The sequence below is a fragment of the Escherichia sp. E14S1 genome, assembly GCF_004211995.1.
GTDB lineage: Bacteria > Pseudomonadota > Gammaproteobacteria > Enterobacterales > Enterobacteriaceae > Escherichia.
The window spans coordinates 24,435-44,699 of record NZ_RHJQ01000018.1 but is presented as its reverse complement, the minus strand read 5'-3'; the positions used below and the strand labels follow the sequence as shown (position 1 = coordinate 44,699).

At 49.5% G+C, this 20,265-nt stretch carries 27 protein-coding genes, 1 tRNA gene and 3 pseudogenes; 19 read left to right on the top strand and 12 right to left on the bottom strand.

The window, feature by feature from the left end:
- Window positions 1-51: 51 nt before the first annotated feature.
- The 4 genes and pseudogenes from dinB to prfH all read left to right on the top strand — a co-directional run.
- Entirely contained in the window at window positions 52-1,107 is a 1,056-nt protein-coding gene (dinB, locus tag D9734_RS18995; protein ID WP_130209685.1) for a DNA polymerase IV, read from the top strand.
- The gene (locus D9734_RS18990) at window positions 1,104-1,556 is read left to right on the top strand and encodes a GNAT family N-acetyltransferase (protein WP_130209683.1); all 453 of its coding nucleotides are present in this window, start codon (window positions 1,104-1,106) and stop codon (window positions 1,554-1,556) included. Before dinB ends, D9734_RS18990 begins: the two co-directional genes overlap by 4 nt.
- A gap of 190 nt (window positions 1,557-1,746) precedes the next feature.
- Window positions 1,747-2,109: pseudogene (locus D9734_RS18985) on the top strand (RtcB family protein); the annotation flags it as partial.
- Window positions 2,108-2,275: pseudogene (gene prfH, locus D9734_RS18980) on the top strand (peptide chain release factor H); the annotation flags it as partial. The pseudogenes D9734_RS18985 and prfH, both read left to right, overlap by 2 nt.
- A gap of 56 nt (window positions 2,276-2,331) precedes the next feature.
- Here the strand turns inward: prfH and pepD are convergent.
- The gene (gene pepD, locus D9734_RS18975) at window positions 2,332-3,789 is read right to left on the bottom strand and encodes a cytosol nonspecific dipeptidase (protein WP_130209679.1); all 1,458 of its coding nucleotides are present in this window, start codon (window positions 3,787-3,789) and stop codon (window positions 2,332-2,334) included.
- A 260-nt stretch (window positions 3,790-4,049) separates the two neighbouring features.
- On the opposite strand from pepD, the gene gpt reads away from it, so the two are divergent.
- From gpt to crl, 3 genes are all read left to right on the top strand, one after another.
- Window positions 4,050-4,508, top strand: coding sequence for a xanthine phosphoribosyltransferase (gpt, locus tag D9734_RS18970; protein ID WP_001291990.1), 459 nt, complete (start codon window positions 4,050-4,052; stop codon window positions 4,506-4,508).
- Window positions 4,509-4,600: 92 nt separating this feature from the next.
- Window positions 4,601-5,845, top strand: coding sequence for an esterase FrsA (gene frsA / locus D9734_RS18965; protein ID WP_130209677.1), 1,245 nt, complete (start codon window positions 4,601-4,603; stop codon window positions 5,843-5,845).
- Window positions 5,846-5,902: 57 nt separating this feature from the next.
- On the top strand, window positions 5,903-6,304 hold the full coding sequence (crl, locus tag D9734_RS18960) for a sigma factor-binding protein Crl (protein ID WP_130209675.1): 402 nt from the start codon (window positions 5,903-5,905) through the stop codon (window positions 6,302-6,304).
- Between the two features lie 100 nt (window positions 6,305-6,404).
- On the opposite strand, the gene phoE is transcribed toward crl, so the two are convergent.
- Window positions 6,405-7,460 carry a phosphoporin PhoE gene (phoE, locus tag D9734_RS18955; RefSeq protein ID WP_062883175.1) on the bottom strand — a complete coding sequence of 352 codons (1,056 nt, stop codon included), beginning with the start codon at window positions 7,458-7,460 and terminating at the stop codon, window positions 6,405-6,407.
- 287 nt (window positions 7,461-7,747) lie between these two features.
- On the opposite strand from phoE, the gene proB reads away from it, so the two are divergent.
- The 3 genes from proB (at window position 7,748) to D9734_RS18940 (ending at window position 10,306) form a co-directional block, all read left to right on the top strand.
- Window positions 7,748-8,851, top strand: a complete 1,104-nt coding sequence (proB, locus tag D9734_RS18950) for a glutamate 5-kinase (protein ID WP_001285288.1) — start codon at window positions 7,748-7,750, stop codon at window positions 8,849-8,851.
- 11 nt (window positions 8,852-8,862) lie between these two features.
- Entirely contained in the window at window positions 8,863-10,116 is a 1,254-nt protein-coding gene (proA, locus tag D9734_RS18945; RefSeq protein WP_130209673.1) for a glutamate-5-semialdehyde dehydrogenase, read from the top strand.
- A gap of 114 nt (window positions 10,117-10,230) precedes the next feature.
- Window positions 10,231-10,306 (top strand) — tRNA-Thr (locus D9734_RS18940).
- 14 nt (window positions 10,307-10,320) lie between these two features.
- Here D9734_RS18940 and D9734_RS18935 read toward each other — a convergent pair.
- From D9734_RS18935 to D9734_RS18900, 8 genes and pseudogenes are all read right to left on the bottom strand, one after another.
- Window positions 10,321-11,439, bottom strand: coding sequence for a site-specific integrase (locus D9734_RS18935; RefSeq protein WP_240780549.1), 1,119 nt, complete (start codon window positions 11,437-11,439; stop codon window positions 10,321-10,323).
- Window positions 11,361-11,795 carry a helix-turn-helix domain-containing protein gene (locus D9734_RS23605; protein WP_077873866.1) on the bottom strand — a complete coding sequence of 145 codons (435 nt, stop codon included), beginning with the start codon at window positions 11,793-11,795 and terminating at the stop codon, window positions 11,361-11,363. The genes D9734_RS18935 and D9734_RS23605 overlap by 79 nt, the downstream gene beginning before the upstream one ends.
- Window positions 11,711-12,016 (bottom strand): protein YfdT, encoded by a 306-nt coding sequence (yfdT, locus tag D9734_RS18925; protein WP_000206732.1) that lies wholly within the window; start codon window positions 12,014-12,016, stop codon window positions 11,711-11,713. The genes D9734_RS23605 and yfdT overlap by 85 nt, the downstream gene beginning before the upstream one ends.
- Window positions 12,016-12,378: a hypothetical protein gene (locus D9734_RS18920; RefSeq protein ID WP_130209671.1), complete on the bottom strand. Its 363-nt coding sequence runs from the start codon at window positions 12,376-12,378 to the stop codon at window positions 12,016-12,018. Before D9734_RS18920 ends, yfdT begins: the two co-directional genes overlap by 1 nt.
- Entirely contained in the window at window positions 12,369-12,905 is a 537-nt protein-coding gene (gene yfdR / locus D9734_RS18915; RefSeq protein ID WP_021038217.1) for a 5'-deoxynucleotidase, read from the bottom strand. Before yfdR ends, D9734_RS18920 begins: the two co-directional genes overlap by 10 nt.
- Before the next feature lie 127 nt (window positions 12,906-13,032).
- Window positions 13,033-13,857 (bottom strand): DUF2303 family protein, encoded by an 825-nt coding sequence (locus D9734_RS18910; RefSeq protein ID WP_000081287.1) that lies wholly within the window; start codon window positions 13,855-13,857, stop codon window positions 13,033-13,035.
- Window positions 13,858-13,922: 65 nt separating this feature from the next.
- Entirely contained in the window at window positions 13,923-14,285 is a 363-nt protein-coding gene (yfdP, locus tag D9734_RS18905; RefSeq protein ID WP_000135682.1) for a protein YfdP, read from the bottom strand.
- Between the two features lie 14 nt (window positions 14,286-14,299).
- Window positions 14,300-14,610, bottom strand: a pseudogene (locus D9734_RS18900) (hypothetical protein).
- 112 nt (window positions 14,611-14,722) lie between these two features.
- On the opposite strand from D9734_RS18900, the gene D9734_RS18895 reads away from it, so the two are divergent.
- A complete protein-coding gene (locus D9734_RS18895) occupies window positions 14,723-14,968 on the top strand; it encodes a hypothetical protein (protein WP_000141753.1) in 246 nt (81 codons plus the stop codon).
- 201 nt (window positions 14,969-15,169) lie between these two features.
- Here the strand turns inward: D9734_RS18895 and D9734_RS18885 are convergent, their stop codons facing one another.
- On the bottom strand, window positions 15,170-15,373 hold the full coding sequence (locus D9734_RS18885; protein WP_001369946.1) for a ClpX C4-type zinc finger protein: 204 nt from the start codon (window positions 15,371-15,373) through the stop codon (window positions 15,170-15,172).
- Between the two features lie 171 nt (window positions 15,374-15,544).
- Window positions 15,545-16,219 (bottom strand): LexA family transcriptional repressor, encoded by a 675-nt coding sequence (locus D9734_RS18880; protein WP_000848748.1) that lies wholly within the window; start codon window positions 16,217-16,219, stop codon window positions 15,545-15,547.
- A 90-nt stretch (window positions 16,220-16,309) separates the two neighbouring features.
- Here D9734_RS18880 and D9734_RS18875 point away from each other — a divergent pair, with 90 nt between their 5' ends.
- From D9734_RS18875 to D9734_RS18840, 8 genes are all read left to right on the top strand, one after another.
- On the top strand, window positions 16,310-16,510 hold the full coding sequence (locus D9734_RS18875; protein ID WP_000649477.1) for a YdaS family helix-turn-helix protein: 201 nt from the start codon (window positions 16,310-16,312) through the stop codon (window positions 16,508-16,510).
- 43 nt (window positions 16,511-16,553) lie between these two features.
- Entirely contained in the window at window positions 16,554-17,111 is a 558-nt protein-coding gene (ymfL, locus tag D9734_RS18870) for a protein YmfL (protein ID WP_000515829.1), read from the top strand.
- A gap of 175 nt (window positions 17,112-17,286) precedes the next feature.
- Window positions 17,287-17,466: a DUF4222 domain-containing protein gene (locus D9734_RS18865; protein WP_001250269.1), complete on the top strand. Its 180-nt coding sequence runs from the start codon at window positions 17,287-17,289 to the stop codon at window positions 17,464-17,466.
- A complete protein-coding gene (locus D9734_RS18860) occupies window positions 17,456-18,397 on the top strand; it encodes a helix-turn-helix domain-containing protein (protein ID WP_130209669.1) in 942 nt (313 codons plus the stop codon). The genes D9734_RS18865 and D9734_RS18860 overlap by 11 nt, the downstream gene beginning before the upstream one ends.
- A complete protein-coding gene (locus D9734_RS18855; protein WP_072178178.1) occupies window positions 18,394-18,888 on the top strand; it encodes a PerC family transcriptional regulator in 495 nt (164 codons plus the stop codon). Before D9734_RS18860 ends, D9734_RS18855 begins: the two co-directional genes overlap by 4 nt.
- Window positions 18,888-19,541 (top strand): phage N-6-adenine-methyltransferase, encoded by a 654-nt coding sequence (locus D9734_RS18850; RefSeq protein WP_024249645.1) that lies wholly within the window; start codon window positions 18,888-18,890, stop codon window positions 19,539-19,541. Before D9734_RS18855 ends, D9734_RS18850 begins: the two co-directional genes overlap by 1 nt.
- A complete protein-coding gene (locus D9734_RS18845; RefSeq protein WP_021576792.1) occupies window positions 19,538-19,864 on the top strand; it encodes a LexA repressor in 327 nt (108 codons plus the stop codon). Before D9734_RS18850 ends, D9734_RS18845 begins: the two co-directional genes overlap by 4 nt.
- A complete protein-coding gene (locus D9734_RS18840) occupies window positions 19,861-20,250 on the top strand; it encodes a RusA family crossover junction endodeoxyribonuclease (RefSeq protein WP_000767113.1) in 390 nt (129 codons plus the stop codon). Before D9734_RS18845 ends, D9734_RS18840 begins: the two co-directional genes overlap by 4 nt.
- Window positions 20,251-20,265: the final 15 nt, after the last annotated feature.

Below are 20,265 nucleotides of genomic sequence, written 5' to 3'. Positions count from 1 at the left end.
TTCTCAAACCCTGAAATCACTGTATACTTTACCAGTATTGAGAGGTGAGCAATGCGTAAAATCATTCATGTGGATATGGACTGCTTTTTCGCAGCGGTGGAGATGCGCGACAATCCCGCCCTGCGCGATATCCCTATTGCTATTGGCGGCAGCCGCGAACGTCGGGGGGTGATCAGCACCGCCAATTATCCCGCGCGTAAATTCGGCGTACGCAGCGCTATGCCGACAGGGATGGCGCTCAAATTATGCCCGCATCTCACCTTGCTTCCGGGGCGCTTTGACGCCTACAAAGAAGCCTCGAATCATATCCGCGAAATTTTCTCGCGTTACACTTCGCGCATTGAACCACTGTCGCTGGATGAAGCCTATCTCGACGTCACCGATAGTGTCCATTGCCACGGTTCTGCGACCCTCATCGCCCAGGAAATCCGCCAGACGATTTTCAACGAGCTGCACCTGACGGCGTCTGCGGGCGTTGCGCCAGTTAAGTTTCTCGCCAAAATCGCCTCCGACATGAATAAACCCAACGGCCAGTTTGTGATTACTCCGGCAGAAGTTTCGGCATTTTTACAAACCTTGCCGCTGGCAAAAATTCCCGGTGTTGGCAAAGTCTCGGCAGCAAAGCTGGAAGCGATGGGGCTACGAACCTGCGGTGATGTGCAAAAGTGTGATTTGGTGACGTTGCTTAAACGCTTTGGCAAATTTGGCCGCATTTTGTGGGAGCGTAGTCAGGGGATTGACGAGCGCGACGTTAACAGCGAACGGTTGCGAAAATCCGTCGGCGTGGAACGCACGATGGCGGAAGATATTCATCACTGGTCTGAATGTGAAGCAATTATCGAGCGGTTGTATCCGGAACTTGAACGCCGTCTGGCAAAGGTAAAACCTGATTTACTGATTGCTCGCCAGGGGGTGAAATTAAAGTTCGACGATTTTCAGCAAACCACTCAGGAGCACGTCTGGCCGCGGCTGAATAAAGCTGACTTAATCGCCACCGCGCGTAAAACCTGGGATGAACGCCGCGGCGGGCGCGGTGTGCGGCTGGTGGGGCTGCATGTGACGTTGCTTGACCCTCAAATGGAAAGACAACTGGTGTTGGGATTATGAATAACATACAAATAAGAAACTATCAGCCTGGCGATTTTCAGCAACTATGCGCTATTTTCATTAGAGCGGTTACGATGACCGCCAGTCAGCATTATTCTCCACAACAAATTGCCGCCTGGGCGCAGATTGACGAATCTCGCTGGAAGGAGAAACTCGCGAAATCACAAGTGCGGGTTGCAGTCATTAATGCACAACCGGTTGGTTTTATTTCCCGCATTGAACATTATATCGATATGTTATTTGTTGACCCGGAATACACCCGCCGCGGTGTCGCCAGCGCCTTGTTAAAACCTTTGATTAAGTCTGAATCCGAACTTACGGTGGATGCCAGCATAACCGCAAAACCCTTTTTTGAACGTTATGGTTTTCAGACAGTTAAGCAGCAGCGAGTTGAATGCCGGGGAGCGTGGTTTACTAATTTTTATATGCGATATAAACCGCAACATTAAATCCAGCTTGCAATGAAAATAATGCCCGCCTAGTATGTGCGCGTTTTCTTATTCCACAAACTGCAAGGAGGTAAATCATGACAAATCCTTTATCAATGACTCTTTGCAGACCTTTCCAGGATTAATTCTTTTTTTCTTGCCCTGGATTCGTCTGCCATTTTCTGATTTTTATTCATAAATGGAATGGTTCATGGGCAAATATATTCGTCCCTTATCCGATGCGGTATTTACCATCGCATCTGATGACCTGTGGATCGAGAGTTTAGCGATCCAACAATTACACACCACGGCAAATTTACCCAACATGCAGCGCGTAGTAGGGATGCCAGATTTACACCCCGGACGCGGTTACCCGATTGGTGCAGCGTTCTTCTCCGCAGGCCGTTTTTACCCGGCACTGGTCGGCAATGATATCGGCTGCGGCATGGCGCTATGGCAAACAGATATTCTCGCTCGCAAATACAACGCCGATAAGTTTGAAAAGCGATTATCAGCTTTGGATGACGTTGCTGAAGAAAGCTGGCTGGAGGAAAACCTGCCGTCAGCATTTGCAGCATGCGAACAAACGGCTGGCGCGATTGCTGATCGCCTGGAAGCTAGAACAACAGCAACAGGAAAATAGCGCGGTGCTGAAATCGCAGCGGCGAATGTTCCATCACCAGATTAAACGTGGCAACCCGCGACGAACGTTCACAGGGATGGCTTTTATCGAAGGATAATGAAGGATGAAACTGCCGGAAGGCGATTAAACGCCATCCGGCAGCAAATCAAATAATTACTTCGCCGGAATTTCTTTCAGCAGTTCAGTCAGCAGTGTCCAGTAATGACCTACGCTTTCGATGTGGACTTGCTCATCCGGAGAGTGTGGACCGGTGATTGTTGGCCCGATAGAAACCATGTCCATTTCCGGATACGGTTTTTTGAACAGACCACATTCCAGGCCCGCATGGATAATCTGGATGTTCGGCGTCTTGTTGAACAGACGCTGATAGGTTTCACGTACCAGATGCATCACCGGAGAATTAGCGTCCGGCTGCCAGCCAGGATATGCGCCTTTCGCTTCGGTTTTCGCGCCTGCCAGTTTACCCAGCGAATCCAGCATGCTCACCACGTAGTCTTTACCGCTGTCGATCAGAGAACGGATCAGGCAGTGAATTTCTACGTTGTTGTCGGTCATGGTCACCACACCGACGTTCAGGGAGGTTTCAACCACGCCTTTGGCTACATCGGAGTTACGAATCACACCGTTCGGGGTGGCGTTCAGCAGACGAATAAAGGTATCGCGAGATTTCGCAATCAGGGCAGCTTTATCGTTCGCTATAGAGTCCAGCAACAAGGCCAGATTCTTCTCTTTTTCTGCCAGTTCGTTTTTCAGGATGTCCTGATAGGTATTCACCAGAGATTTCAGTGCGTCGACTTTATCAGCTGCGACAGCAATGGTCGCAAAGGCTTCACGCGGGATGGCGTTACGCAGTGTGCCGCCGTTGAAATCAATAAGACGCAGATCCAGTTCTTCTGCATGACCCGCCAGGAAGCGAACCAGCAGTTTGTTCGCGTTACCCAGGCCAACGTGGATTTCACCGCCGGAGTGACCGCCTTTCAGACCTTTTAAGGTTAACTTGAAGGTTTCAAAGCCAGCTGGAACCGCTTCACGATCTAAATGCAGGTTGGAGGTGAAGTCGATACCCCCCGCACATCCCATGTAGATTTCACCTTCTTCTTCGGAGTCGGTGTTAATCAAAATGTCAGCCTGCAACCAGTTACTTTGTAAACCGAATGCGCCGTCCATACCGGCTTCTTCGGTCATAGTAAGCAGCACTTCCAGCGGGCCGTGAACCACGTTTTCGTCAGCCAGAACCGCCAGCGCAGACGCCATACCAATGCCGTTATCTGCACCCAGCGTGGTGCCGCGCGCTTTAACCCATTCGCCATCAATATAAGGCTGGATAGGATCTTTGGTGAAGTCGTGCACGGTGTCGTTGTTTTTTTGCGGCACCATATCGAGGTGAGCCTGCAGGACAACCGGTTTACGGTTTTCCATACCTGCGGTGGCAGGTTTACGAATCAGGATATTCCCCACTTGATCGCGTTCGACGTGGAAACCTTTTTCTTTTGCCCAACCTACAATGTATTCAGCGAGTTGCTCTTCATGATAGGACGGGTGAGGAATAGAACAGATTTTTGCAAAAATATCCCACAGCGGCTGTGGAGATAATTGAGACAGTTCAGACACGTTAAGTCTCCTTGTCGATCACCCGCAAAACAGTATTGCAGGTCACAGGGTTAGCAGAAAATGTTGTCAGCACAAGTCAGGCTTGCGAGATATGTTTGAGAATACCACTTTATCTAGCGACAGGTAGTAGCAGTGCGTAAAAAGACGCGGACTTATGTGAAATACTGGTTTTTAGTGCGCCAGATCTCTATAATCTCGCGCAACCTATTTTCCCCTCGAACACTTTTTAAGCCGTAGATAAACAGGCTGGGACACTTCACATGAGCGAAAAATACATCGTCACCTGGGACATGTTGCAGATCCATGCACGTAAACTCGCAAGCCGACTGATGCCTTCTGAACAATGGAAAGGCATTATTGCCGTAAGCCGTGGCGGTCTGGTACCGGGTGCGTTACTGGCGCGTGAACTGGGTATTCGTCATGTCGATACCGTATGTATTTCCAGCTACGATCACGACAACCAGCGCGAACTGAAAGTACTGAAACGCGCAGAAGGTGACGGTGAAGGCTTTATCGTCATTGATGACCTGGTAGATACCGGTGGTACTGCGGTTGCGATTCGTGAAATGTATCCTAAAGCACACTTTGTGACTATCTTCGCGAAACCGGCTGGTCGCCCGCTGGTTGATGATTATGTGGTTGATATCCCACAAGATACCTGGATTGAGCAACCGTGGGATATGGGCGTCGTATTCGTCCCGCCAATCTCCGGTCGCTAATCTTTTCAACGCCTGGCACTGCCGGGCGTTGTTCTTTTTAACGTCAGGCAGGTTACAATAGCTTCCAGTAAGTATTCCTGGAGGTTGCATCCATGACACAGGCTAACCTGAGCGAAACCCTGTTCAAACCCCGCTTTAAACATCCTGAAACCTCGACGCTAGTCCGCCGTTTTAACCACGGTGCGCAACCGTCGGTGCAGTCGGCCCTCGATGGCAAAAATATTCCTCATTGGTATCGCATGATTAACCGCCTGATGTGGATCTGGCGCGGTGTTGATCCGCGTGAAATCCTCGACGTCCAGGCGCGCATTGTGATGAGCGATGCTGAACGCACCGACAATGATTTATACGATACGGTGATTGGCTACCGCGGCGGCAACTGGATTTATGAGTGGGCCACCCAGGCGATGGTGTGGCAACAGAAAGCCTGTGCGGAAGAAGATCCGCAACTCAGCGGGCGTCACTGGCTGCACGCAGCTACGTTGTACAATATTGCCGCCTATCCGCACTTGAAGGGCGATGATCTGGCTGAACAGGTACAGGCGTTGTCAAATCGCGCGTATGAAGAAGCTGCGCAACGTCTGCCTGGAACAATGCGGCAAATGGAGTTTACCGTTCCGGGGGGCGCGCCCATCACTGGCTTTTTGCATATGCCAAAAGGTGATGGTCCATTCCCGACAGTATTAATGTGTGGTGGTCTGGATGCGATGCAAACCGACTATTACTCCCTTTATGAGCGCTATTTTGCACCGCGCGGCATTGCGATGCTGACTATTGATATGCCTTCAGTCGGTTTTTCCTCAAAATGGAAACTCACCCAGGATTCCAGCCTGCTGCACCAACATGTCTTAAAGGCGCTGCCTAACGTTCCATGGGTAGATCACACTCGCGTTGCCGCCTTTGGTTTTCGTTTCGGTGCTAACGTTGCTGTACGCCTGGCTTATCTCGAGGCATCACGTTTGAAAGCGGTGGCCTGTCTTGGCCCGGTGGTTCACACCTTGCTGAGTGATTTTAAGTGCCAGCAACAAGTGCCGGAAATGTATCTTGACGTTCTGGCGAGCCGACTGGGAATGCATGATGCTTCTGATGAAGCGTTGCGTGTTGAGCTGAATCGCTATTCATTAAAAGTGCAAGGATTGCTGGGACGTCGTTGCCCAACGCCAATGTTATCAGGGTACTGGAAGAACGATCCGTTCAGCCCGGAAGAGGATTCACGCTTAATCACGTCGTCATCTGCGGATGGTAAATTGTTAGAGATTCCGCTTAACCCCGTGTATCGGAATTTTGACAAGGCGCTTCAGGAAATCACCAACTGGATCGAAAAGCGATTGTGTTAAAAATTTGCTAAATTTTGTCAATTTGGTAAAACAGTTGCATCACAACAGGAGATCGCAATGACGTTACCGAGTGGACACCCGAAAAGCAGATTGATCAAAAAATTTACCGCACTAGGCCCGTATATTCGTGAAGGTAAGTGCGAAGATAATCGATTCTTTTTCGATTGTCTGGCTGTATGCGTCAACGTGAAACCCGCGCCGGAAGTGCGTGAGTTCTGGGGCTGGTGGATGGAACTGGAAGCGCAGGAATCCCGTTTTACATACAGCTATCAGTTTGGTCTGTTCGATAAAGCAGGCGACTGGACGAGTGTTCCGGTAAAAGATGCCGAAGTGGTAGAGCGGCTGGAGTATACCTTGCGTGAGTTTCACGAGAAGCTGCGTGAACTGTTGGTGACGTTGAATCTGAAACTGGAACCGGCGGATGATTTTCGTGACGAGCCGGTGAAGTTAACGGCGTGAATGAAATGTGCCGGATGTGATGTTTACGCATCTATTCCGGCCTGAAATATTGGTTTTCGTAGGCCGGATAAGGCGTTCACGCCGCATCCGGCAATATTCATTAAAACTGATACGTCATGCCAACCGCGACAATATCATCATTGTTGATATTCAGCTTATTATCGCTATCCAGCTGATTGATTTTATAATCAACAAACGCTGACATATTTTTGTTGAAATAATACGTAGCACCGACATCGATGTAATTGACCAGATCTTCATCGCCGATGCCTTCAATATCTTTCCCTTTCGATAAGACGTAACCCAGTGATGGACGCAGACCAAAGTCGAATTGATATTGTGCGACCGCTTCAAAGTTCTGCGTCTTATTGGCAAAGCCGCCAGAGATTGGCGTCATTTTGCGCGTTTCAGAATAGAAAGTTGCCAGATAAATATTATTAGCATCATATTTCAGACCTGTTGCCCATGCTTCTGCACGCTTGCCTGTGCCACGGCTTTGCAGGTTCTGCTCGTTGGTGCGATCTGAGTTGGTATAGGCCCCACTGATGGCGAAATCGCTGCCGCCGAAGTCATAGGTTAACGAGGTGCCGAAGCCATCGCCATTCTGCTTTTTCACATCGCGGTTTTCGTTTTTTCCTTGATATTGCAAGGTTAAATTCAAGCCATCGATAACGCCGAAAAAGTCGGTGTTACGATAAGTCGCCAGCCCGCTGGCGCGTTTGGTCATAAAGTTATCGGTCTGTGCGGAGGAGTCGCCACCAAATTCCGGGAACATATCGGTCCAGGCTTCCACGTCATACAACGCGCCCAGGTTACGACCATAATCGAAAGAACCCAAATCTTTATATTTCAATCCGGCAAAAGCGAGACGTGTTTTTTGCTGTGCGGTATCGCTCTCTGCTTTATTACCAGCAAACTCTGCTTCCCAACGCCCATAACCAGTCAGTTGATCGTTAATTTGTGTTTCACCTTTAAAACCAAAACGGATATAACTCTGGTCGCCATCTTTACTATCATTATCACTCATATAATGCATGGCTTTAACTTTGCCATAGACATCCAGTTTATTACCGTCTTTGTTATATACTTCTGCGGCCTGTACGGATGCAGATGCCACAATACCCATCACCACTAATGCCAGAGTGCTCTTTTTCATTTTCTTTCCTGATTTTAATTTACGCGCGAATATTCAGCGGGAGAGTCCCGTTGAAAACAGGAAAGTTTTTAACCTGAGATTGTTAAAGATATATTACAGCTTAATAATATTCTTAAAATGTGCTAATTTATTAAATCTGTAATAAAAGCGTAAACAACTGCCGTTACGCTTGCTGATCCCGCGCAACAAAACGCTATGCTTTGCTCGCAGATGGTTGGCAACCGACGACAGTCCTGCTAAAACGTTCGTTTGATATCATTTTTCCTAAAATTGAATGGCAGAGAATCATGAGTGACAGCCAGACGCTGGTGGTAAAACTCGGCACCAGTGTGCTAACAGGTGGATCGCGCCGCCTGAACCGTGCCCATATCGTTGAACTTGTTCGCCAGTGCGCGCAGTTACATGCCGCCGGGCATCGGATAGTCATTGTGACGTCGGGCGCGATTGCCGCCGGACGTGAGCACCTGGGTTACCCGGAACTGCCAGCGACTATCGCCTCAAAACAACTGCTGGCGGCGGTAGGGCAGAGTCGACTGATTCAACTGTGGGAACAGCTGTTTTCGATTTATGGCATTCACGTCGGGCAGATGCTGCTGACTCGTGCTGATATGGAAGACCGTGAACGCTTCCTGAACGCCCGCGACACCCTGCGTGCACTGCTCGATAACAACATCGTTCCAGTAATCAATGAGAACGATGCTGTCGCTACGGCAGAAATTAAAGTTGGTGACAACGACAACCTTTCTGCGCTGGCGGCGATTCTGGCGGGTGCCGATAAACTGCTGCTGCTGACCGATCAAAAAGGTTTGTATACCGCTGACCCGCGCAGCAATCCGCAGGCAGAACTGATTAAAGATGTTTACGGCATTGATGACGCACTGCGCGCGATTGCCGGTGATAGCGTTTCAGGTCTTGGAACCGGCGGCATGAGCACCAAATTGCAGGCCGCTGACGTGGCTTGCCGTGCGGGTATCGACACCATTATTGCCGCGGGCAGCAAGCCGGGCGTCATTGGTGATGTGATGGAAGGTATTTCCGTCGGTACGCTGTTCCATGCCCAGGCGACTCCGCTTGAAAACCGTAAACGCTGGATTTTCGGTGCGCCGCCGGCGGGTGAAATCACGGTAGATGAAGGGGCAACCGCCGCCATTCTTGAACGCGGCAGCTCCCTGTTGCCGAAAGGCATTAAGAGCGTAACCGGCAACTTCTCGCGTGGTGAAGTGATCCGCATTTGTAACCTCGAAGGTCGTGATATTGCCCACGGCGTCAGTCGCTATAATAGCGATGCATTGCGCCGCATTGCCGGACACCACTCGCAAGAAATTGATGCAATACTGGGATATGAATACGGCCCGGTAGCCGTTCACCGTGATGACATGATTACCCGTTAAGGAGCAGGCCGATGCTGGAACAAATGGGCATTGCCGCGAAGCAAGCCTCGTATAAATTAGCGCAACTCTCCAGCCGCGAAAAAAATCGCGTGCTGGAAAAAATCGCCGATGAACTGGAAGCACAAAGCGAAAGCATCCTCAACGCTAACGCCCAGGATGTTGCTGACGCGCGTGCTAATGGCCTCAGCGAAGCGATGCTTGACCGTCTGGCACTGACGCCCGCACGGCTGAAAGGCATTGCCGATGATGTGCGCCATGTGTGTAACCTCGCCGATCCGGTGGGGCAGATAATCGATGGCGGCATGCTGGACAGCGGCCTGCGTCTGGAGCGTCGTCGCGTGCCGCTGGGGGTGATTGGCGTGATTTATGAAGCGCGCCCGAACGTGACGGTCGATGTTGCTTCGCTATGCCTGAAAACGGGTAACGCGGTGATCCTGCGTGGCGGCAAAGAAACCTGTCGCACTAACGCTGCAACGGTGGCGGTGATTCAGGACGCCCTGAAATCCTGCGGTTTACCGGCAGGTGCAGTACAGGCAATTGATAATCCTGACCGTGCGTTGGTCAGTGAAATGCTGCGTATGGATAAATACATCGACATGCTGATCCCGCGCGGCGGCGCTGGTCTGCATAAGCTATGCCGCGAACAGTCGACAATCCCGGTGATCACAGGCGGTATAGGCGTATGCCATATTTACGTTGATGAAAGTGCAGAGATCGCTGAAGCCCTGAAAGTAATCGTCAACGCGAAAACTCAGCGTCCGAGCACATGTAATACGGTAGAAACGTTGCTGGTGAATAAAAACTTCGCCGATAGCTTCCTGCCCGCATTAAGCAAACAAATGGCGGAAAGCAGCGTGACATTACACGCAGATGCTGCCGCAATGGCACAGTTGCAGCCAGGCCCTGCGAAGGTGGTGGCTGTTAAAGCCGAAGAGTATGACGATGAGTTTCTGTCATTAGATTTGAACGTCAAAATCGTCAGCGATCTGGACGACGCCATTGCCCATATTCGCGAGCATGGCACGCAACACTCCGATGCGATCCTGACCCGCGATATGCGCAACGCCCAGCGTTTTGTTAACGAAGTGGATTCCTCCGCTGTTTACGTTAACGCCTCTACGCGTTTTACCGACGGCGGCCAGTTTGGTCTGGGTGCAGAAGTCGCCGTAAGCACGCAAAAACTGCACGCGCGCGGCCCAATGGGGCTGGAAGCACTGACCACCTACAAGTGGATCGGCATTGGTGATTACACCATTCGTGCGTAAATAAAATCGGGTGATGCAAAAGTAGCCATTTGATTCACAAGGCCATTGACGCATCGCCCGGTTAGTTTTAACCTTGTCCACCGTGATTCACGTTCGTGAACATGTTCTTTCAGGGCCGATATAGCTCAGTTGGTAGAGCAGCGCATTCGTAATGCGAAGGTCGTAGGTTCGACTCCTATTATCGGCACCATTTAAATCAATAAGTTACACATCATTAGTACCTTTCTTATTTTTTGACTGGGACAAATTTGGGACCGATGGGTTCAGGATCGAGTCTATTTGCCGTGCGTGTTCGGTAAGGTGATTAGGTGCAAGGTGAGCATATCGACGAACCATTTCGATAGACTCCCAGCCTCCCATTTCCTGTAACACTGACAACGGGACTCCGGCTTGAACCAGCCAACTTGCCCAGGTGTGTCTCAAGTCGTGAAATCTGAAATCATCAATACCAGCCCGTCTCAGCGCCGCTTTCCAGGCTGTGTTTGCGTCATACCGCATCTTCCTTACTGTTGGCGCTTTCGTTCCGTCTGGTTTGGTACAGCTTTCCTTGTACACAAATACCCAACGGTGATGATTCCCGATTTGTTTTTTCAAAACGCGACATGCAGTATCATTCAGCGCAACGCCGATTGCGCGGTTTGATTTACTCTCTTCCGGGTTTATCCATGCCACCCGGCGCTGCATATCTATTTGTTGCCATTCAAGGTTGATGATGTTCGAGCGTCTTAAACCTGTTGCCAGTGCAAATTCAACAACAGACTTTAATGGCTCCGGACATTCATCAATCAGCCTTTGTGCTTCATGGGGCTCCAGCCAGCGGATCCGTTTATTCTTTGGTTGAGGCACTTTAATAATTGGTGCCTTATCCAGCATTTTCCATTCACGCTCTGCGGCTCTTAGTAGGGCCTTTATAAATGAAAGATGCGTAGCCTTCGTTGCAACGGACGCTGGTTTTGGCGTGTATTCTGGAACAGGTTTCCCTTTTTTTCTGCATGCTTCTGCCCTGAGTTTCCAGTTTTCCTCATGACGCCGGTTCGTCATTTTCTGCATTGCTGAATAAATTTTTGATTCAGTAATGTCTCTTAGTTGCATTCCTGCGAAATGTTGAAGCCAGAATCCGATCCGGCTTTTGTCATCGTCCAGTGATTTTTTATGTGCTTTCTCTTCAAGCCACCTGACACACGCTTCCTCGAACGTTATATCAGGTATTTCACCAAGTTTGCTGACCCGCCATGCTTCAGCCTTTAGCTTGTCATGGAGTTCTGTCGCCTGCCTTTTGTCCTTTGTTCCAAGAGACTGTTTAAATCTTTTACCGTTCGGCAATGTGAAACTGGCGTACCATATTTCACCTCTGCGGAAGAGTGACATTTTCTTTCCTCTGTTATGCCATCACCCGCGCTCACTTGGACAGTATGCAGCGGAGACTGAAGAGCCGCAATGCAGGCTTGTCGTGTTGTGAGGTAAGGAGATTTATTCTTAGTGGGATCTTTGCGTGTTGCCTGAAGACGCCCTGTGCGTATCCAGTTAATGGCAGTCGGTCTGGATATCTTGAGAAAATGACAGGCCTCATCGAGTGTGAGGCTGTATGGCTCCATTATTTCACCTCTTGCTGTGACATTGTTGAAAAATGGATACCAGCTCGTTGCTGCCAGACGATCCAACCGAGAGTCATATCCCATGCCATGTATTCGTTATCGCCGTTTTTTGCTCTCCGACGATCTACTAAGTCACCAAAACGCTTTTCCATGAATAATTCATAAGCTTCGCGTTCATCTGGTTCTACTTCCAGAGATAGGAGTGCGATTTCATAAGCACGGCGCTCAATATCGTCTCGCACGTCAAGGCTGCTGATACGCTCTTTAATTTCTTTAATCAGTTCTTTGTCGGTAAAAGTGGTCATTATGCTCCAGCCTCCGGTGCTTTTGGCATTACTACCCAGTGAGTGATATTGACGTTTTCAAGGTCCCCGACCTGAAATGTCCACTGCCATTCTCCGGTTTCTTTTTGTCCCCAGGTGTACCAGAGAGAACGCCAGCCAATTAGCCAGCCTTCTCCGTTAGCATCGAATAACAAAACACTTTCATTTGCTGGTGGCAGTTCAGTTGACACTGGTATTACTTTGTTTTCCTGTGCTGCACATTTAGCTTCAAGCGCATCGAATTTACGCACCAGGTATTCAGCATCCGTTTCATTCACTTTCAGATCTCGCGGTACACATTTCCCGCGAAGAAACCCTTCCATTTCGAAAACATTCATGCGCATTTGCGTAACTCCGATAATTCGTTAAAGCGTTCCATAAACATCCCGTAGGCATGGCTTGGAGCCAGTGGAATCACGTTGAACATCTCTGTTGCCGGGATACCTTCCAGCACAGGCCAGAAAGAGCCATCATCAAGCCCGAGATCGCGGCGTTCGGTTGCCAGCATGATGAGATCGGCATATTTCACGGGGGTACTCATAACCGGGGGTAACCCGTATTTCTCACGGATTACGGCGTCTATTTTTTCTTCCATCCGTTTATAGTCAGGAAGAAGGCGTTTCAGTGGCGCCGGGATGTCCTGGCAATACGCTTCTGTTGCATCATGCATTAACGCTTCAAAAGCAAATTCCTGCGGTACCAGTTGGCTGCAAAGCACCGCATGTTGGGCGACGCTGTAGAAATGTGAAAGATGTCCTGCAAAGCGACAGATATTTGAAAGAGAAACCGCGATATCGTTAATAACGATGTCGTCTTTATTTATCCTGTCATAATAAAAATGCTTCCCGGAAAAAGTTTTAATAAATGACATTTTGTTCTCCACGTATATGCGCTGCACCGCGCTGAATTCTGGTAAAAGGAAGCCCTCACCATCCGGCGATTATTGAGTCAATTACGTTTCCATAAATGCCCCCGCAGGGGCATTTGCAGTAATGAAATCAGGCGGTGAAAGTACCAATAAAGGTTTCTACTTTGCTGTCCTTGAATTTCTCAACAAGCAGATCACGAAATTCGTTAGCCATTTCTTCCTGCACTGCTTCCAGCTGAATAATGCGCAGAACCAGTACAGGACGATCGCCAGTGATAATGCTGAGGCGTAATTTAAACGGACGTTCTTTCAGGCCTTCAAACGGAACGCATTTAAATTCAAATGCCACAGGCATAATATCTTTGGTCTTCGCTTCGACAGACTCCATCAGGGAGCGTTTGCCGCTGAAGTCATTGTCTTCAAAATCAGCGGTCTGGTTTGCTTCAATCGTGATTTTACGGACTGCCGCAGCCGCTTTTGTTGCCTGAATGGCATCACCATTAGCATCAAAGCCCACAAGGTAGTCGGCCCAGTCTTCGATCCATTCTGCCAGTGACTTCTGGGAGTTACGCTCGCCGTTAACAGACAACAGAGCAGAGAACGGTGCTGTCTTTTTCAGTTTGAGAGTGGCAGTGTTATCTGCGTGACCTGGCTCATCAATAGTACCCAGGTTAAGCACACTGACGGCACGCATATTATCGGCATCGATAAAGCAGCGGGTGCCTTCATCTGCAAGATCTTTAGAATAACGGGTAAAGTCATCGATGCTGGCAGTGGAAAGCGCACCACGGAAACGGAAACGATTTAAATTAAATTTTTCCAGATCATGAATGCGGAAATTCTCAGGCAATGCCACAGCATCGGCACCAATCTTACTGATAATTTCATTAACACCCTGAGCAGAAATAAGGGCATGGATTTGATTAATTGCGGTTGCGTCTAAGTTCTGAGACATAATAAGTCCTCACTATATAAAGATATTCAGTGATGAGATAAATAATCAGTTTATTAAGAACGATATTAACGACCTGCTGCGCGGAGTTTTCCGTCAGGTTCACCGGCAAGAGTCAGTAATTGTCCCTGGTCTTCCTGCAGAATAGTCAGGCGACCACCGCGATTGACATACATCGGCGTTTCGGTGGTGTCTTCTTCGGAAATTTTCCCGCGGTTAGTCGGGCGAACATATGAGAGTTTGTGTTTGATTTTCACACGGTTCTCATCAAACGGTTCGATTTCCAGATTGAGTGAGACCTTCCCTTTGGTTTTCGTGTTCATCACACCGGAAGCGACTTCACTGAGAACTGCGCCGATTTTGGTTTCAAATACGCCGCCGTCCAGCTCCCCGATAAATGCCTGCACATCAGTACTGCGTTCGCTAGCCATTTTGCTGCTCCTCATCATATCGACCCTGCAAGGCCGATTAGTTTCTCCACAAAACAGAGAAGAACACCTGCGGTGGCAGCCGCCCGGATGGAGTGGGTTATGAGCCCGTCGTCCGGTGATGCTCTTCTCTGTTTTGTAAAAAGAGCGGTACCAGCCGGAAGCAAGGGTACAAACTGGTACCGCTAGGACTACACACAGCATAAAGTTGTGGTGCCGGGTGCCTCCCGGTGCCTGGCGAAGGTTGCACACCAGGCGGGTGGGTATCCACAGAAGGTCGACTGTCAGCCTCAACCTTAACCCGCGTGCGCTGAGCCGCATTCACCACAACGCTAAGGATTCTCTCTGGTTGAAAATACTTAGCTGTTATGTGCCTGTCTTTTCACCACTTCAGGCTCGGTGGTATCCTTTTAAGCCCGTATACATAAAAGGAAAATCAAATGACTTTTGATGAAAAAGAACTTGATAATGCAATTAATAAAATCATCGTAACGTCGCTCTTTTCCTGTCTCAGCGACACTCAGCAGAAACAGTTCTACGAATCGGCTTTCAACATGATCGAGCGTTGTTGTTTCTGCGATGCCGACGAGTTACCTGAAAAAATCAGGAAACAGTTGGCTGATGCTCTTCGAGTGCGACTTTCTGACCAATTTTCTGAAATGTACTCTCCGAATTTGGACAAATAGAAAAAGGCCATTTCCATTCAGGGTCTGATGGAAAGACTTCAGCCTGTTCCAAAGCACGGCGTAAAGAGAATACAACTCCAGCCATAATCTGATGTTTCCCATTGGTCCAGCTATCGCCGCTCTGATCTACAGGAGCGGCTATGTCGTATGACCAAACGACTTCACCACTATTGTTTAAAATCTGGACTTTCATTTTGTTCTTTAACCTCCAGATTTCCGCGCATCTAAAGGCGCATTCTCATTTGGTGTGAACCGAATAGTTGTGCTGCTATTGATTAATGCCCCGACACACAAGACTACGCACTCAGAGCAGATAGCAACTTCATCTTTTCCGCCTTTGGCGATGATTTTTTTTGCCTGCAGCTCGTTTGCGCCACAAAACGAGCATGTGAAATAACGGTTCATTTGCGCTCTCTTACACATAGTATTTAACGAATCATCCGGTCATTCATACGCCACCGGCGGCTACTTCGTGGGCGTCCTGCCTGTTTGTTGTTTCTCTTGGGCACATTATGTATCTCATAGGTACATTGTCAAGTATAAAAAAACCTGCCGAAGCAGGTTCATAAACATTGATTAGGCTTTGATTTTGTATCTTCTTGGTTTTCCTGAGAAAATCACAGTTCCAATTATAGAGCAATTACCGTTGATCTTAATGTAAGGCTCAGGCCAGTTTGGGTTTAACGCTTTGAGATAACGCTGTGTCCCATCTTCTATCAACCTTTTGAAGGTGGTTTCACCTGTATCGTGCATCAATGCAATAACGTCGTCACCGTGGCAGGCAGGTACTTCAGGATCGACAAAAATCATGTCTCCCGGGCGGTACTCATCAATCATTGAATCACCTATCACCCGCAAGATATAAGTCATTTCCCCACAGGGTACAGGGCAGGGATACGTTTCTGCTGTGCTCAAATCAACCTCAGAATATCCAACTTCTTTCCATGCTCCGGCCTGTACCCATGATATGACAGGGACTAATGTGATTTGTTTATTAGTGATTGAAACATCAGGTTTTTTTGTGATGTTCGTTGTCTGGTGTTCTTGATCGAGCCATCCGACAGGCAGGTCGAAACATTTTTCGATGTGTCGTGCCATGCTGTCACCGATATTTTTAGTAGCACCATCTCCCATAAACCTGCTGGTCTGGGTTGGCTCGCGATCAATCATAGTGGCAAAGGAAGAATTCCCTCCAACACCATCTCTCAGTTTTCTGGCGTTAGACCGCCGGATGTCATGGATTGTTTTCATAACGAAATTAAAACCCTTGTACCGTTAAGGTACAAGTATCTTGAAGGTTCATTTTAATCATGTAATATGTACACCGGAGGTACATATTGTATGAAAGCGTATTGGGACTCTTTAACCAAAGAACAGCAGGGCGAGTTGGCCGGAAAAGTTGGCTCAACACCTGGCTACTTACGGCTGGTTTTCAATGGCTATAAAAAAGCCAGTTTTGTGCTGGCTAAAAAACTTGAGCAATGCACGTCAGGTGCAATTACGAAATCTGACTTAAGACCGGATATCTATCCGAAAGATTAGCAGAACACTTTCAATTTTTAACCACAGAACGATGAGGCTAATCGTGGGTAAGCATCACTGGAAAATAGAAAAACAGCCTGAGTGGTACGTGAAAGCTGTCAGAAAAACTATCGCGGCGTTGCCGGGTGGTTACGCTGAAGCGGCTGACTGGCTCGATGTAACAGAAAACGCTTTATTCAACCGCCTTCGTGCAGATGGCGATCAGATTTTCCCGCTGGGATGGGCAATGGTTTTACAGCGTGCTGGTGGCACTCACTTCATTGCTGATGCTGTGGCGCAGTCTGCAAATGGCGTCTTTGTGTCTCTTCCTGACGTCGAGGATGTGGACAACGCCGATATTAACCAGCGTCTGCTGGAAGTCATTGAACAGATCGGCAGTTATTCAAAACAGATTCGTTCAGCAATCGAAGACGGTGTAGTGGAACCGCATGAGAAGACAGCAATTAACGACGAGCTGTATCTCTCAATTTCGAAGCTGCAGGAGCATGCAGCACTTGTCTACAAAATTTTTTGCATTTCAGAAAGTAATGACGCCCGCGAGTGTGCAGCTCCGGGCGTCGTGGCGTCGATTGCTTCTGGTTGTGGAGAAACTAACGCATGAACAGTTTAACAACACACTACCGTCGCTCGCAACTGATTGCGCTTCCTGTACCGGGTGGAAAAGCGAAGGTGGAATATTGCTATGCAGTGAATGTACCAGGTGACAGGGAAATTGTAACCCACAGCTTTGCAGAGTGGGCTGTGGGTGCTTTCAACCGGCAGAAGGAGACAGTCCTTTGCGACAAGTTAACCGCTGGTTCAAAGATCACTACGGAGTGCCCGTCAGAGTCATTCGTTGGGAGCCGGAAACACAACGGGTTATCTACCTCCGCGAAGGTTATGAGCATGAATGCTTCAGTCCGCTCGAACAGTTTCGTCGTAAATTCAGGGAAATAGAGGTCGGTCATGAGCACTAAATTAACCGGCTATGTATGGGATGGTTGCGCTGCATCAGGCATGAAGTTATCCAGCGTGGCAATTATGGCCCGCTTGGCTGATTTCAGTAATGACGAAGGTGTGTGCTGGCCATCAATTGAAACCATTGCCCGTCAGATTGGCGCGGGGATGAGTACCGTCAGAACGGCTATCGCACGGCTGGAAGCAGAAGGCTGGTTAACGCGTAAGGCGCGTCGCCAGGGTAACCGCAATGCGTCGAATGTTTATCAGCTTAACGTTGCGAAGCTTCAGGCAGCGGCATTTTCTCAACTGTCAGATTCTGACCCGTCAAAATCTGACGCATCAAAATCTGACCCGCCAAAATTTGATGCGTCGAAATCTGGCAAAAAAGCGGGTTTTCACCCGTCAGAATCTGGCGGGGATCCGTCAGTAAAATCAAAACATGATCCGTCAGATAAAAAACCTTCTCGTCCGGACGCTTCGCAACCGGACACGCAGACGGCTGAACAGGATTTTTTAACTCGCCATCCTGATGCGGTTGTATTCAGCCCTAAAAAGCGCCAGTGGGGGACGCAGGATGATTTGACCTGCGCACAGTGGCTCTGGAAAAAAATCATCGCCCTGTACGAGCAGGCTGCCGAATGTGACGGCGAGGTGGTTCGTCCCAAAGAACCGAACTGGACAGCCTGGGCAAACGAAATTCGCCTGATGTGTGTGCAGGATGGTCGTACTCACAAACAAATCTGCGAGATGTACAGCCGCGTCAGCCGCGATCCGTTCTGGTGCCGTAACGTGCTCAGCCCGTCGAAGCTGCGGGAAAAATGGGATGAGCTTTCCCTGCGCTTATCGCCGTCCGTCAGCACGTACACAGAAAAACGCGAAGACCCGTACTTCAAAGCCAGTTACGACAACGTGGACTACAGCCAGATCCCGGCAGGATTCAGGGGGTGATCATGAGTCTTTTGAATGACGTTCAGAAATTCATTGAAGCCCATCCGGGGTGTACTTCCGGAGACATTGCGGATGCTTTTGCAGGTTACTCACGGCAGCGCGTTCTGCAGTCAGCAAGCAAGTTACGTCAGAGTGGGCGTGTGGCTCACCGTTGTGAAGGAGATACACGCAGACATTTCCCACGCCTGACTGAGAGAGCGCAGGAGCCGGAACCACAACCAGTTCGTGAAACCAGACCTGTGCGCAATTTCTATGTCGGCACTAACGATCCCCGGGTGATTTTGTGCCTGACCCGCCAGGCGGAAGAACTGGAGTCCAGGGGCTTATACCGTCGTGCTGCAACGGTGTGGATGGCGGCATTCCGTGAAAGCCACTCCCAGCCAGAACGAAACAATTTTCTGGCGCGTCGTGAGCAGTGTTTACGGAAAAGCAGCAAGCGCGCTGTATCGGGTGATGAGTGGTATCTGTCAGGGAATTACGTGGGGGCTTAATGAGTAATAAATATTGCCAGGAGCTGGTGGAACTGCGGAACAAGCCAGCCCATGAACTGAAGGAAGTGGGTGATCAGTGGCGCACGCCGGACAACATTTTCTGGGGAATTAACACCCTGTTTGGCCCGTTTGTTCTGGATCTGTTTACTGACGGTGATAACGCCAAATGTGCTGCGTATTACACGGCGGAAGACAACGCGCTGGCGCATGACTGGTCAGAACGTCTTGCGGAGCTTAAAGGGGCTGCCTTTGGTAATCCCCCATACAGCCGCGCCAGTCAGCATGAGGGGCAATACATCACCGGCATGCGTTACATCATGAAACATGCCAGTGCCATGCGTGATAAGGGCGGGCGCTATGTTTTCCTGATCAAAGCTGCCACCAGCGAAGTGTGGTGGCCGGAAGATGCAGATCATATTGCTTTTATTCGCGGGCGTATTGGTTTTGAACTGCCTGTCTGGTTTATCCCGAAAGACGAGAAGCAGGTACCGACAGGAGCTTTTTTCGCTGGTGCTATTGCTGTTTTTGACAAGACCTGGAAGGGACCGGCAATCAGCTACATCGGGCGCGATGAACTTGAGGCATGTGGTGAGGCGTTTCTGGCGCAGGTTCGCCAGCAGGCGGAAAAACTGGTCAGGGAGATGGCGGCATGACGATGTTAACTCAATGCCAGCAGCAGGTGCTGGATATGCTGATTTCTTACCAAAAAGAACGTGGCTTCCCGCCAACCAATCAGGAGGTGGCAACCATGCTGGGATACCGTTCAGTGAATGCAGCGGTAGAACATCTTCGCGCACTGGAGAAAAAAGGCGTCATCACGATAAAGCGTGGCGTGGCCCGGGGCATCACGCTTCATACCGTGGTGAAGGACGACGACAGCGAGGCGGTCGGGATTATCCGCTCACTGCTTGCCGGTGAGGAAAACGCCAGGCTGCGTGCAGCCCACTGGTTACATGAGAGGGGCCTGAAAGTATGAAGCTGATCTTGCCTTTCCCGCCCAGCGTGAACACGTACTGGCGACACCCCAATAAAGGGGCGTTTGCAGGTAAGAGCCTGATAAGCGCGGCGGGGCGCAAATTCCAGAGCGCGGCGTGTGCAGCAATAGTTGAGCAGTTACGTCGTCTGCCAAAACCAACGTCGGCACCTGCTTCAGTGGAGATCGTGTTGTTTCCTCCGGATAACCGGATCCGCGATCTGGACAACTATAACAAGGCGCTGTTTGACGCCCTGACCCACGCGGGTGTGTGGGAAGACGACAGTCAGGTGAAAAGAATGCTGGTGGAGTGGGGACCGGTTATCCCGGAAGGGAAGGTCGAGATCACTATCAGTAAGTACGAGAAAACGGCGGGTGCAGCCGCCTGATTAAGAGGAGAAACG

Bases quoted from the DNA above. Each gene is read 5' to 3' on its own strand.
- D9734_RS18880 (WP_000848748.1), bottom strand. From the start codon at position 16,219: ATGAAAACAATCCATGACATCCGGCGGTCTAACGCCAGAAAACTGAGA.
- D9734_RS18860 (WP_130209669.1), top strand. From the start codon at position 17,456: ATGAGCACTAAATTAACCGGCTATGTATGGGATGGTTGCGCTGCATCA.
- D9734_RS18920 (WP_130209671.1), bottom strand. From the start codon at position 12,378: ATGCGCATGAATGTTTTCGAAATGGAAGGGTTTCTTCGCGGGAAATGT.
- frsA (WP_130209677.1), top strand. From the start codon at position 4,601: ATGACACAGGCTAACCTGAGCGAAACCCTGTTCAAACCCCGCTTTAAA.
- D9734_RS18850 (WP_024249645.1), top strand. From the start codon at position 18,888: ATGAGTAATAAATATTGCCAGGAGCTGGTGGAACTGCGGAACAAGCCA.
- proB (WP_001285288.1), top strand. From the start codon at position 7,748: ATGAGTGACAGCCAGACGCTGGTGGTAAAACTCGGCACCAGTGTGCTA.
- D9734_RS18895 (WP_000141753.1), top strand. From the start codon at position 14,723: ATGACTTTTGATGAAAAAGAACTTGATAATGCAATTAATAAAATCATC.
- D9734_RS18840 (WP_000767113.1), top strand. From the start codon at position 19,861: ATGAAGCTGATCTTGCCTTTCCCGCCCAGCGTGAACACGTACTGGCGA.
- proA (WP_130209673.1), top strand. From the start codon at position 8,863: ATGCTGGAACAAATGGGCATTGCCGCGAAGCAAGCCTCGTATAAATTA.
- D9734_RS18910 (WP_000081287.1), bottom strand. From the start codon at position 13,857: ATGTCTCAGAACTTAGACGCAACCGCAATTAATCAAATCCATGCCCTT.
- D9734_RS23605 (WP_077873866.1), bottom strand. From the start codon at position 11,795: ATGGGATATGACTCTCGGTTGGATCGTCTGGCAGCAACGAGCTGGTAT.
- D9734_RS18875 (WP_000649477.1), top strand. From the start codon at position 16,310: ATGAAAGCGTATTGGGACTCTTTAACCAAAGAACAGCAGGGCGAGTTG.
- D9734_RS18845 (WP_021576792.1), top strand. From the start codon at position 19,538: ATGACGATGTTAACTCAATGCCAGCAGCAGGTGCTGGATATGCTGATT.
- yfdT (WP_000206732.1), bottom strand. From the start codon at position 12,016: ATGACCACTTTTACCGACAAAGAACTGATTAAAGAAATTAAAGAGCGT.
- crl (WP_130209675.1), top strand. From the start codon at position 5,903: ATGACGTTACCGAGTGGACACCCGAAAAGCAGATTGATCAAAAAATTT.
- yfdR (WP_021038217.1), bottom strand. From the start codon at position 12,905: ATGTCATTTATTAAAACTTTTTCCGGGAAGCATTTTTATTATGACAGG.
- D9734_RS18990 (WP_130209683.1), top strand. From the start codon at position 1,104: ATGAATAACATACAAATAAGAAACTATCAGCCTGGCGATTTTCAGCAA.
- phoE (WP_062883175.1), bottom strand. From the start codon at position 7,460: ATGAAAAAGAGCACTCTGGCATTAGTGGTGATGGGTATTGTGGCATCT.
- gpt (WP_001291990.1), top strand. From the start codon at position 4,050: ATGAGCGAAAAATACATCGTCACCTGGGACATGTTGCAGATCCATGCA.
- yfdP (WP_000135682.1), bottom strand. From the start codon at position 14,285: ATGGCTAGCGAACGCAGTACTGATGTGCAGGCATTTATCGGGGAGCTG.
- dinB (WP_130209685.1), top strand. From the start codon at position 52: ATGCGTAAAATCATTCATGTGGATATGGACTGCTTTTTCGCAGCGGTG.
- D9734_RS18885 (WP_001369946.1), bottom strand. From the start codon at position 15,373: ATGAACCGTTATTTCACATGCTCGTTTTGTGGCGCAAACGAGCTGCAG.